Below are 10863 nucleotides of genomic sequence, written 5' to 3'. Positions count from 1 at the left end.
CAGCGTTGCGCCGCAACGGGCGCTCGGGCACCGATGCACCGCCGGTCGCGGCGACCCACCCGTCCCGCGCCCACCCGGGGATCCGGCCGGTGGGGGCCAACGGCGCACCCGACGCCGCCGCCCACGCCCGGATCGCCGCATTCACGCGAGTGTCGTGCTTGCCGCTGCGTTCCCACCGCTCGGTCACCCGCCGCGTCGACTCGGCCGTCACCGCGTGGTTCCACTCGCGTACCGCGGCGGGCGTCAGCGATGCCAGCGTCCGGATCCCCAGATGGACGGCCGTTGGCCGCCCAGAGGCCGCGGTCATGGGGACGGGCGCGTCGATCCAGGTGGCCAGCACCTGCTCGTACAGCGCCCGGGTCGACTCGGCGATGTCGGTGCGCGTCGCGATCCAGCCGCGGAACCATTCGCCCAGCAGCTGCTCGCCCAGGCGCGGGTCGCGCCACCCGCCGCGGGCCATCGTGGAGACCTCGTGGGCGAGCGCCTGGTCGGCCTCGGTCTTGGTCGCGAAGGTGCCGATGGTGCGCATCGCGCCGTCGGGCCCGGTGTACCTGGCCTGCCACCTCCCCGACGGCAGCCGACGGATGGCGCCGCTCGCGCGGCGGTGCGAGGAGCGATCAGTCATGGCGGGACCTCCGGGCGCTTATGGCACGTTATGGCACGACAGGCCTGCGACAAGGGTCCAGCGGGGGTCTGACACGGTCGTCGCAGGTCTCTGACCTGCGGAAACGTTGGAGCGGGTGAGGAGAATCGAACTCCCGTAGCCAGTTTGGAAGACTGGGGCTCTACCATTGAGCTACACCCGCATGGTCGGCTCGCGCCGTCCAGCGCACCTAGGTTACCGGGTCGGCGGCACTGGTCGGTGGCCCCACTACACTCGTCGCGCACGGGATGTGGCGCAGGTTGGTAGCGCGTCCGCTTTGGGAGCGGAAGGTCGTGGGTTCGAATCCCGCCATCCCGACCGATCAGTAACTCGACCTCGGCCGCGTGACGCGCCCGCGGCTTTGGGGCGTCGCGGTGCCGTGACGTAGCATCGAGGGTCGCGTGACGCGTGCCGCCTCACCCCGTCCGGTCTCTTCGGACCTCGGGACCAGGCACGGCTCGCGCAGCACGCCACGGATGTCGCCGGAGTCGCCGGCGCCCGCCCCGAGCAGTTGGAGACCACTGAAGTGAAGAGCGCCGTCGAGACCCTGGACGCCACCAAGGTCAAGCTGACCGTCGAGGTGCCGTACGACGAGCTCAAGCCGAGCATCGACCACGCGTACCAGCACATCGCCGAGCAGGTCACCGTTCCCGGCTTCCGCAAGGGCAAGGTCCCGCCACGCATCATCGACCAGCGGGTCGGTCGCGTCGCGGTCATCGAGCACGCGGTCAACGAGGGGCTCTCGGGCTTCTATGCCGAGGCTGTCCGCGACAACAAGCTGCGCCCGATGGGTCAGCCCGCGGTCGAGGTCACGAAGATCCCCGCGCTCGAGGGCACCCCGACGGGCGCCGAGGGCGAGCTCCACTTCACCGCCGAGGTCGAGGTCCGGCCCGAGATCACCGTCCCGTCGCTCGACGCGATCGCGATCACGGTCGACGACGTCGAGGTCACCGACGAGGACGTCACCGAGCGCCTCGACGCGCTGCGCGAGCGCTTCGGCACGCTCGTCGGTGTCGACCGGCCCGCCGCCGACGGTGACTTCGTCGTCCTCGACCTCGAGGCCACGATCGACGGCGAGACCGTCGACTCGGTCAGCGGGACCAGCTACCGCGTCGGCTCCGGCAACCTGCTCGAGGGCCTCGACGAGGCCGTCACGGGCCTGTCCGCCGGCGAGACCACGACGTTCGAGACGGCCCTCGCGGGCGGCGAGCACGCCGGCGAGCAGGCGCAGGTCTCCATCTCCGCGACGACCGTCAAGGAGCGCGAGCTCCCCACGGCCGACGACGACTTCGCCCAGCTCGCGAGCGAGTTCGACACGCTCGAGGAGCTGACCGCGGACCTGCGCGAGCAGGTCGCACGGATCAAGGCCTCCAACCAGGCCGTGCAGGCGCGTGACCAGCTCCTCGAGCAGCTCATCGCCGCGACGGAGATCCCGGTCCCGCAGGGCGTCGTCGAGGCCGAGGTGACCCGTCACCTCGAGTCCGAGGGGCGCCTCGAGGACGACGAGCACCGCGCCGAGGTCGGGGAGCAGGCCACGACGGCGCTGCGCAACCAGATCCTGCTCGACACGCTCGCGGAGAACCTCGAGATCAAGGTCAACCAGAACGAGCTCCTCGACTACCTCGTGAGCGCGTCGCGCCAGTACGGCATGGACCCGAACACGTTCATCCAGACGGTCGACCAGCAGGGGCAGATCCCGGCGATGGTTGCCGAGGTCGCCCGTTCGAAGGCGCTCGCGGTCGCGCTGCGCAAGATCGAGGTCAAGGACGGTGGCGGCAACGTCGTCGACCTGTCCGAGTTCATCGGGACGGACGCGGAGGACGCGATCGAGGCGCTCGCCGAGACGCGCGACGACGAGTCGGACATCATCTTCGACGACGAGCAGCCGGCCACGTCGGAGCCCACGGCCTGACCTGGACGTCCCGCCCCGAGGGCCCCGCACCGCACCCGGTGCGGGGCCCTCGGCGTTCCGGGTCGGGTGCCGCCTCGGGGCCGGGGTGCTGACCTGCCCCAGGGCGTGTGCGCCGACAGCGAAAACGCGCCGACGAGGGACGTTCGGGGCGGGCACGTCGCGTTAGGGTCACTGAACATGCAGGGTCCGCACCGGGATTCCGGTCGCGGACGCAGTCAGACGAAGGAGCCTTCGTGAACGACCAGACACCAGCGATCGCCCGGGCGGACTCGCCTGGATTCGGCCTCAACGACCACATCTACAACCGGTTGCTGCGCGAGCGGATCATCTGGCTGGGCTCGGAGGTCCGCGACGAGAACGCGAACGCCATCTGCGCCCAGATGATGCTTCTCGCGGCCGAGGACCCGACCAAGGACATCTTCCTGTACATCAACTCGCCCGGCGGCTCGATCACGGCCGGCATGGCGATCTACGACACCATGAAGTACATCCAGCCGGACGTGGCGACCGTCGCGATCGGCATGGCTGCCTCGATGGGCCAGTTCCTGCTCTCCTCGGGCACCAAGGGCAAGCGCTACGCGACGCCCCATGCGCGCGTCATGATGCACCAGCCCTCGGGCGGCATCGGGGGGACCGCGACCGACGTCCGAATCAACGCCCAGCTGATCCTGCACATGAAGTCGCTGCTCGCCGAGCTCATCGCCGGCCAGACCGGCAAGACGGTCGAGCAGATCACCGCCGACTCGGACCGCGACCGCTGGTTCACCGCGCCGGAGGCGCTCGAGTACGGCTTCGTCGACCACGTCGTCACCCATGCCGGGTCTGTCTCCGGCGGCGGTGGGACGACGGCGTCCTGACCGGCGCGCCGACCGTCCCCCGCGAGAGCACGAGGAGAACCCCCATGAGCATCGAGTCGCAGTTCTACGCCCGCGCCGGGCGCCTGGGTGGTCCGGGCGCATCGGGCCTGGCCCCCACCTCACCCAACGGACGCTATGTGCTTCCGCAGTTCGAGGAGCGCACGGCCTACGGCTTCAAGCGTCAGGACCCGTACACCAAGCTGTTCGAGGACCGCATCATCTTCCTCGGTGTCCAGGTCGACGATGCGTCCGCGGACGACGTCATGGCCCAGCTGCTCGTGCTCGAGAGCACGGACCCGGACCGCGACATCATCCTGTACATCAACTCACCGGGTGGCTCGTTCACCGCCATGACGGCGATCTACGACACCATGCAGTACATCAAGCCGCAGATCCAGACGGTGTGCCTCGGCCAGGCGGCCTCGGCCGCGGCGGTGCTCCTCGGTGCGGGCAGCCCCGGCAAGCGCCTCGCGCTGCCGAACGCCCGAATCCTGATCCACCAGCCCGCGATGGAGGGCGGCGGCTACGCGCAGGCCTCCGACATCGAGATCCAGGCCAACGAGCTCATCCGCATGCGCGAGTGGCTCGAGGAGACGCTGGCGAAGCACTCGGGCCGCACGGTCGACCAGGTCCGTCTCGACATCGAGCGCGACAAGATCCTCACGGCGGCCGAGGCCCTCGAGTACGGCCTCGTCGACCAGGTGCTCGCGTCGCGCAAGGGCGTCGTCCCGGTCGTCGTCCAGCCGGTCTGACCCTCGACCTGCCGGGCCCGTCACGCGGGCCCGGCAGGGACACGCCGGGCTCCCGAGGGTCCGCAGGCTGACATGTCGGCGCGGGTGGTGTGCAATGGGGGGAGCACGGGGGCGACCGGCGAGGCCGCGCCCCGTCGGAGCAGGACGACGCGCCGCCCAGCCGGACGGAGAGCGACACGAAGGAAGGGGACGCACGTGGCTCGTATCGGGGACGGAGCCGATCTCCTCAAGTGCTCGTTCTGCGGGAAGTCCCAGAAGCAGGTCAAGAAGCTCATCGCGGGGCCAGGGGTCTACATCTGCGACGAGTGCATCGACCTGTGCAACGAGATCATCGAGGAAGAGCTGGCCGAGTCGACCGAGACCGCCATGGTCGACCTGCCGAAGCCGAAAGAGATCTTCGCGTTCCTCGAGCAGTACATCATCGGCCAGGAGCCGGCCAAGCGGACCCTCGCGGTCGCGGTGTACAACCACTACAAGCGGATCCAGGCCGGCGAGCTCGGCCGGGCGGGCAGCGGCATCGGCGGCGACGACCCGATCGAGATCGCGAAGTCGAACATCCTGCTGATCGGCCCCACGGGCTGCGGCAAGACGTACCTCGCGCAGACCCTCGCCAAGATGCTCAACGTGCCGTTCGCGATCGCCGACGCCACGGCGCTCACCGAGGCCGGCTACGTCGGCGAGGACGTCGAGAACATCCTCCTCAAGCTGATCCAGGCCGCTGACTACGACGTCAAGAAGGCCGAGACCGGCATCATCTACATCGACGAGGTCGACAAGATCGCCCGCAAGAGCGAGAACCCGTCGATCACGCGCGACGTCTCGGGCGAGGGCGTGCAGCAGGCGCTGCTGAAGATTCTCGAGGGCACGACCGCCTCGGTCCCGCCGCAGGGCGGCCGCAAGCACCCCCACCAGGAGTTCATCCAGATCGACACGACGAACGTGCTGTTCATCGTCGCCGGTGCGTTCGCGGGCCTCGACGAGATCATCACGTCGCGCGCCGGTCGTCGAGGGATCGGGTTCGGCGCCTCCCTGCACTCGGTCGACGACGTCGACGTGTTCGGCGAGGTCATGCCGGAGGACCTGCTCAAGTTCGGGCTCATCCCGGAGTTCATCGGCCGTGTCCCGGTCATCACCACGGTCTCGCCGCTCGACCGTGACGCCCTCGTGCGCATCCTCACCGAGCCCCGCAACGCGCTCGTCAAGCAGTACCAGCGCATGTTCCAGATCGACGGCGTCGAGCTGGAGTTCACGGAGGACGCGATCGCCGCGATCGCCGACCAGGCGCTGCTGCGCGGCACTGGCGCGCGTGGGCTGCGAGCGATCATGGAAGAGGTCCTCCAGCAGGTCATGTTCGAGATCCCGAGCCGGGACGACGTCGGCCGGGTCGTCATCACCCGCGGGGTCGTGCTCGAGAACGTGAACCCGACGCTCGTCCCGCGTGACGTCCAGAAGCCCAAGCGGACCGAGCGCGAGAAGAGCGCGTGACCGCGGTTCCGGACAGCGCCAGCTCCCAGGAGCCGCTGCCTGCCGAGCTCGTGCGGCTGCGCGGGAGCATCGACAACATCGACGCGGCGCTCGTGTACCTGCTGGCCGAGCGGTTCAAGGCGACGCAGCAGGTCGGCATGCTCAAGGCCGCCCGAGGTCTGCCGGCCTCCGACCTCGGGCGGGAGGCGCAGCAGGTCGCGCGGCTGCGTCAGCTCGCCCACGAGGCGGATCTCGACCCCGTGTTCGCCGAGAAGTTTCTGGCCTTCATCGTCGAAGAGGTCATCCGTCACCACGAGGCCCTCGCCAACGGTCCGGCGGTCCCGGGCGCCTGACCGGGTGACCGATCGCGCCGGGGGTGGCGCCGGACGCCCACCTGGCGGAGGGTAGGTGGGGTCAGCACCCGGAGTGGCGTGCCGCAGGCGCCACCACGGCCGGGTTTGGGAATCGACTCCGGAGACGTTGCCCATGGATCTGAACTGGCTCAAGCCCCTGCTCGGCCGACCCGCCCCCTTCACGACCGTCTACATCGACGCCACCCCCGCGGAGGCGGCCGGCTCGTCCGAGTCCTCGGACCGCTGGAAGGCGGTGCGCCGGGAGCTCGAGCATCAGGGGGCGCCGACCGCCGTGCTGGACGAGATCGGCGATCGTGTGGCCCGCCCCGCCCGCGTCGCGGGGTCGCACGGTCGGGTCCTGATCGCCGACGCGGAGGGCGTCCGGGTCGATCGGGTGCTCGCGGAGCCTCCCGCGCAGTCGCTCGCCGTCTGCGGACCCGCGCCGGCGCTGCTGCCGGCCGCGCGCGCCGCCGACGAGTCGACGCGGTACCTGCTCGTCGAGGTCGATCGCCTGGGCGCCGACCTGACGTGGTCCGAGGGATCGGGTCTCGTCGGTCCGCCGATGGAGTCGATCGAGGGCGGGCACGACGTGCTGCACAAGACCCATGACGGCGGCACCTCGCAGCGCCGGCTCGCGACGCGCGCAGAGGACTCCTGGGAACGCAACGCGCAGGTCGTCGCGGCGGAGCTCGACCGCGTCGTCGGACGGCGCCATCCCGAGCTCGTCCTGCTGACGGGCGACGTGCGAGCGGTCGCGCTCGTTCGCGACGCGGTCGGCCAGCGCGTGCGGGAGATGCTCATCGAGGTCCCCGGCGGCTCACGTGCCGACGGCATCAAGCAGGAGGTGTTCGCGGCCCGGGTGGCCAAGGCTCTGGCCGATCACCGGACGCGGCGCCGCGAGCTCGTCCTCGACCTGTTCCGGACGCAGCAGGGCCGTGGCGGGTCTGCCGTGACCGAGCTGGGTGACGTGGTCGACGTGCTGCGCCGCGGTCAGGTGCGCGAGCTCGTCCTGGCGGAGTCCGTCGCGGGCGCGTCGTCCCCCTTGGCTGAGCGTGAGCTCTGGGTGGGTCCTGAGCCTCTGCAGGTCGCCCTCAGCCGGGCCGACCTCGCGACGATGGGCGTCGAGGAGGGTGCGCGGACCCTACGTGCCGACATCGCCCTCATGCGGGCTGCGCTCGGTCAGGATGCAGGTCTCACGTTCGCCGAGGACGGTGCCGTGGACCTCGTCGACGGGGTCGGCGCGCTGCTGCGGTGGAACGACGGCTCCACACCGCGCGAGTCGGTGCTCAGCCAGTCGGGCGACAGGTCGCGGCTGCGCAACAGCGTCTGAGGCGTCGAACCGAGCGCGCCGCCCCGGACCCCGGTGGCGCGCTCGATTCGTCACCCGCGGGTGTCAGTCGCTCGTCCGGGTGTCGACGTAGAGCGCGTCGATCTCCGCCGCGAAGTCCTTGAGCACCTGGGCGCGCTTCACCTTGAGCGTCGGGGTGAGGTACCCGTTCGCCTCGCTGAAGTCGGTCGGCAGCACGTGGATCTTGCGGATCGACTCCGCGCGCGAGACCGCCTCGTTGGCGCGCGTGACCGCTCGGTCCAGGGCCGCGAGCACCCCGGGGTTGGTCGCCGCCGCCGCCGGCTCCATCGGGGGCAGGCCGTGCGCCGACAGCCATCCGGGCAGCAGCTCGGCGTCGAGGGTCACGAGCGCGCCGATGAAGGGACGCGCGTCGCCGACGACGACGACCTGGCTCACGATCGGGTGGCCCCGGAGCCGGTCCTCGAGCACGGCGGGTGCGACGTTCTTCCCGCCCGCGGTCACGATGATCTCCTTGAGACGACCGGTGATACGCAGGTTGCCGTCGTCGTCGAACAACCCGAGGTCGCCGGTGTGGAACCAGCCGTCGACGAGCGACTCGGCCGTCGCCTCCGGGTTGTTGTGGTACCCGCGGAAGATGTGCGGTCCGGCGATCGAGATCTCGCCGTCGTCCTCGATCCGCATCGAGGTACCGGGGAACGGCGGGCCGACGGTGCCGATCTTGACCGACTCGGGTCGGTTGACGGCGGTCGCCGACGTCGACTCCGTCAGCCCGTAGCCCTCGAGGACCTGCAGGCCGATGCCGCGGTAGAAGTGGCCAAGCCGTTCGCCGAGCGGGGCGCCGCCCGAGATGGCGTACTTCGCCTTGCCGCCGAGCGCGGCGCGCAGCTTGCGGTGCACGAGCGCGTCAGCGACGGCGTGCTGGGCCTTGAGTACCAACCCCGGACCGCTCGCTGTCTCGAGCGCGCGCGAGTAGGTGATCGCGACCTTCGCCGACCACCGGAAGATCCGCAGCGTCGCGCCGGCGCCGGCCTTCTGCTCGGCGGAGTTGTAGACCTTCTCGAAGACGCGAGGCACGGCCAGGATGAACGTCGGCTTGAACGTCTCGAGGTCGGCGAGCAGGTTGCGCGTGTCGGGCGTGTGGCCCAGCACCGCGCCGGACGGGATGCACAGCACCTCGATGTACCGAGCGAAGACGTGGGCGAGCGGCATGAACAGCAGCGTGCGCGAGTCCGGCTGCGCGCAGACCTCGGCGAGGCCCAGGGTGCCGTTGAGCGTGAGCGCCACGAAGTTGCCGTGCGTCAGCACGACCCCCTTCGGGCGGCCCGTCGTGCCGGACGTGTAGATGATCGTCGCGACGTCCTCGGCGCCGAGCTGCGCGCTGCGGTGCTCGATCTCGGCGTCCGGGACGTCCGCGCCGTGGGCGACGAGCGCCGCGATGCCGCCTTCGTCGATCACGACCACCTCACCGAGGTCGGGCAGCTCGGCGCGGACGTTCTCGATGACGGCCGCGTGGGCGGCGGTCTCGACGATCGCGAGCCGCACGTTCGAGTCGGACAGGATCCAGCGGACCTGGTCGGGCGACGACGTCTCGTAGATCGGCACGCTGATGGCGCCCGCGGCCCAGATCGCGAAGTCGGCGACGGTCCACTCATACCGCGTGTGCGACATGATCGACACGTGGTCGCCCGGCGCGATCCCGTGCGCGACGAGCCCCTTGGCCACCGCCGCGACCTCGGCGGCGAAGGCGGCCGCGGTGACCGGGGTCCAGGTCCCACCGAGACCCGACGAGCGCTCGATCACGGTCCCGTGCGGGCTGCGGGCGACGCGCTTGGCGAGCAGTCCCGGGATGCTCCAGGCCGGGTCGGCCTCGACGAGGCTGGGGGACGTGATCTCGCGCATCGGTGCTCCAGGTCAGCAGGGGTCGGGCACGTCGACCCTAGTCGGCGGCTGTGCCCCGCGCTGCAGCGGCGTGCGTCGGGTCGACGACCCGCTGGAGGAACGTGCGGGTGCGCTCCTCGCGCGGCGCGGAGATGACCTGCTCGGCGGGCCCGATCTCGACGACCTGGCCGTCGTCCATGAACACCACGCGGTCGCCGACCTCGCGGGCGAACGCCATCTCATGGGTCACGACGAGCATCGTCATGCCGGCCTCGGCCAGGTCGCGCATGACGGCGAGGACCTCGCCGACGAGCTCGGGGTCCAGGGCCGACGTCGGCTCGTCGAAGAGCATGAGGTGGGGGTCCATGCTGAGCGCGCGCGCGATCGCGACCCGCTGCTGCATGCCGCCCGAGAGCTGCGCGGGGTGGGCGCCGGCCCGGTCGGCGAGCCCGACGAGCGTGAGGTTCGCCATCGCGACCCGCTCGGCCTCGGCCTTCGAGCGCCCCAGCACGTTGCGCTGGGCGAGCGTGCAGTTGTCGAGGACCGTGCGGTGCGTGAACAGGTTGAACTGCTGGAACACCATCCCGACGTGCGTCCGGACGTGGTCGATGTCCACGTCGGGGTCGGTGACCTCGGTGCCGAGCACCCGGATCGTGCCCGCCGTCGGCTGCTCCAGGAGGTTCACGCAGCGCAGCAGTGTGGACTTGCCCGAGCCCGAGGGTCCGATGATGCACACCACCTCACCGGGTGCCACCTGGAGGTCGATGCCGCGCAGGACCTCGCGCTCGCCGAACGACTTGTGCAGGCCGGAGATCTCGACGACGGGTGCGTCGCCCGGGCCGGCCGTGGGGCTCGTGCTCATGGGCGGTTGCCCCCTCCGCTGCGGCGCTCGAGCCAGCGGGCGAGGAACCCGAGCGGGATGGTGATGACGAGGTAGGCGGCGCCGACGACGAAGAGGGCGGTCAACCCGCCCGTGGCCTTGTTGAGGGCGTCTCGGCCGATATAGGTGAGGTCCACCTGCGCCGGCTTGAGCCCGAGCAGGAACACGAGCGAGGTGTCCTTGGTCAGCAGGATGAACTCGTTGGTCATCGGCGGGAGCACGATGCGGAACGCCTGCGGGATGACGACGGTCATCAGCGTGCGCGTGTGCGACATGCCGAGAGACCGGGCCGCCTCGATCTGTCCACGCGGGACCGCCTGGATCCCGGCCCGGAGCGTCTCGGCGATGTAGGCCGCGGAGACCAGTCCCAGCGCGAGCGCGATCTTCACGAGCAGGGACCCGATGTTCACCCCGAAGGCGATCGGCACCGCGAAGCCGAACGCGACGACGACGAGCAGCGCGGGGATGCCGCGGAAGAACTCGATGTACGTCGTCGCGATCCACCGGTAGGGGCGCACCGAGGAGAGCTTCATGAGCGCGAGCAGCGTGCCGAGGCTGAGGCCGACTACGAACGCTGCCAGCGTGTACAGCACCGTGTTGCGGATGCCGGTCGGCAGCTGGTGCATGATGTGCGACGCAGCCGTCGGGTTGAAGAACGACGTCCCGATGCGTGACCAGTCGGTCACGGCGGCGACGGCGGCGAGTGCGACGATCAGCACCACGTACTGGATGCCGCGCGCCGTCCGGGCGCGCTGACGCGGGCTCCGGCCGGTGCGAGGCACCAGCGCCAGTGACTCGCCGTCCGTCACGGCCAT

General features: G+C 70.6%; 9 protein-coding genes, 2 tRNA genes and 1 pseudogene. 7 read left to right on the top strand and 5 right to left on the bottom strand.

Annotated features, from left to right (window positions below; translation table 11 throughout):
• Positions 1-625, bottom strand: a pseudogene (locus VFW79_RS16220) (hypothetical protein); the annotation flags it as partial.
• Between the two features lie 107 nt (positions 626-732).
• Positions 733-806: transfer RNA gene (locus tag VFW79_RS16215), tRNA-Gly, on the bottom strand.
• Between the two features lie 81 nt (positions 807-887).
• Between VFW79_RS16215 and VFW79_RS16210 the strand changes: the two genes are divergently transcribed.
• The 7 genes from VFW79_RS16210 (at position 888) to VFW79_RS16180 (ending at position 7311) form a co-directional block, all read left to right on the top strand.
• Positions 888-961: transfer RNA gene (locus VFW79_RS16210), tRNA-Pro, on the top strand.
• Positions 962-1169: 208 nt separating this feature from the next.
• The gene (tig, locus tag VFW79_RS16205; RefSeq protein WP_329678319.1) at positions 1170-2555 is read left to right on the top strand and encodes a trigger factor; all 1386 of its coding nucleotides are present in this window, start codon (positions 1170-1172) and stop codon (positions 2553-2555) included.
• 233 nt (positions 2556-2788) lie between these two features.
• The gene (locus VFW79_RS16200) at positions 2789-3412 is read left to right on the top strand and encodes an ATP-dependent Clp protease proteolytic subunit (RefSeq protein WP_329678318.1); all 624 of its coding nucleotides are present in this window, start codon (positions 2789-2791) and stop codon (positions 3410-3412) included.
• Between the two features lie 44 nt (positions 3413-3456).
• Positions 3457-4164 carry an ATP-dependent Clp protease proteolytic subunit gene (locus tag VFW79_RS16195; RefSeq protein ID WP_109130261.1) on the top strand — a complete coding sequence of 236 codons (708 nt, stop codon included), beginning with the start codon at positions 3457-3459 and terminating at the stop codon, positions 4162-4164.
• A gap of 195 nt (positions 4165-4359) precedes the next feature.
• The gene (clpX, locus tag VFW79_RS16190) at positions 4360-5649 is read left to right on the top strand and encodes an ATP-dependent Clp protease ATP-binding subunit ClpX (RefSeq protein ID WP_329678317.1); all 1290 of its coding nucleotides are present in this window, start codon (positions 4360-4362) and stop codon (positions 5647-5649) included.
• On the top strand, positions 5646-5981 hold the full coding sequence (locus VFW79_RS16185) for a chorismate mutase (protein WP_329678316.1): 336 nt from the start codon (positions 5646-5648) through the stop codon (positions 5979-5981). Before clpX ends, VFW79_RS16185 begins: the two co-directional genes overlap by 4 nt.
• A 133-nt stretch (positions 5982-6114) precedes the next feature.
• A complete protein-coding gene (locus VFW79_RS16180) occupies positions 6115-7311 on the top strand; it encodes a Vms1/Ankzf1 family peptidyl-tRNA hydrolase (RefSeq protein WP_329678315.1) in 1197 nt (398 codons plus the stop codon).
• Between the two features lie 63 nt (positions 7312-7374).
• Here the strand turns inward: VFW79_RS16180 and VFW79_RS16175 are convergent, their stop codons facing one another.
• Genes VFW79_RS16175 through VFW79_RS16165 form a run of 3 tightly spaced genes read right to left on the bottom strand, consistent with a single transcriptional unit; the run spans position 7375 to position 10863 of the window.
• The gene (locus tag VFW79_RS16175) at positions 7375-9189 is read right to left on the bottom strand and encodes an AMP-dependent synthetase/ligase (RefSeq protein WP_329678314.1); all 1815 of its coding nucleotides are present in this window, start codon (positions 9187-9189) and stop codon (positions 7375-7377) included.
• Positions 9190-9226: 37 nt separating this feature from the next.
• On the bottom strand, positions 9227-10030 hold the full coding sequence (locus VFW79_RS16170; protein ID WP_329678313.1) for an amino acid ABC transporter ATP-binding protein: 804 nt from the start codon (positions 10028-10030) through the stop codon (positions 9227-9229).
• Positions 10027-10863 carry an amino acid ABC transporter permease gene (locus VFW79_RS16165; RefSeq protein WP_329678312.1) on the bottom strand — a complete coding sequence of 279 codons (837 nt, stop codon included), beginning with the start codon at positions 10861-10863 and terminating at the stop codon, positions 10027-10029. The genes VFW79_RS16170 and VFW79_RS16165 overlap by 4 nt, the downstream gene beginning before the upstream one ends.

Origin of the sequence: Cellulomonas sp. (genome assembly GCF_036279715.1) — a bacterium.
Classification (GTDB): domain Bacteria; phylum Actinomycetota; class Actinomycetes; order Actinomycetales; family Cellulomonadaceae; genus Cellulomonas_A.
This window is presented reverse-complemented; position numbering and strand designations above follow the sequence as displayed.